The sequence below is a fragment of the Oleiphilus sp. HI0125 genome, from assembly GCF_001635355.1.
Map to the genome: position 1 here is coordinate 1 of NZ_LWGF01001005.1, position 689 is coordinate 689.

The 689-nt window shown below is 41.7% G+C and carries 1 pseudogene; it reads left to right on the forward strand.

From position 1 onward, the window contains the following. A pseudogene (locus tag A3762_RS27730) lies at positions 1–606 on the forward strand (hypothetical protein); the annotation flags it as partial. Between the last annotated feature and the right edge of the window lie 83 nt (positions 607–689).

Sequence of the window (689 nt, forward strand, 5' to 3'; positions counted from 1 at the left end):
ACAGAGAAATATCGCCGCTTCAGAGCGATTGCAGAGCGTTTTGGCAATCAAGAAGAGCTAACATTTAATAGCGCAGGAAGTACAACCTTCACTGAGTATCAGGGCAACGATGTCATTAATGATATTTCGATTGGATCTATCTTTGTAAAACCTGAAGACTTTGAGCTTCCTCATTTGAACGAGTTCAAGCCAGCATTGTTCATTGCAACACCAATACTAAAGGCAGTCGAAAAACCACAACTCCCCTTACCTAAGCCCTTCAATACCCCATTGAATTCACTATTTCGCTTTATCGGTAAAGTCCCTAATAAAGGTGCATATATTTACGGAGGTAACTGGATGGCGAGTCCATTTTATCCAGAGGGTTTCAAGACTAACTCCTTGTTTGGTCGATCGAGCAATCAAGAATTTATTTCGCACACTAACGACACTCTAAAGTCTGGTGACTGCGTTTTATTTCGTCCGACCCAAAGCGAGGCGGTCATGCTCCAGTTTGGAGAACTCCTGTTAATCAAACCAAATAACGAAATCGACTACTGGCCGGTTTATCAAGCGACTAAAGTCAGACCTGATGCTAATAAAAAAGGTAAATCTCGAGAGTCGTAATGATTGAAGTTTGTATCGCCCTTTTATGCATAGTTTTTCCTGCAATCGCAATTACGCTAGGACTGCGTCATGCTCTAATTGAT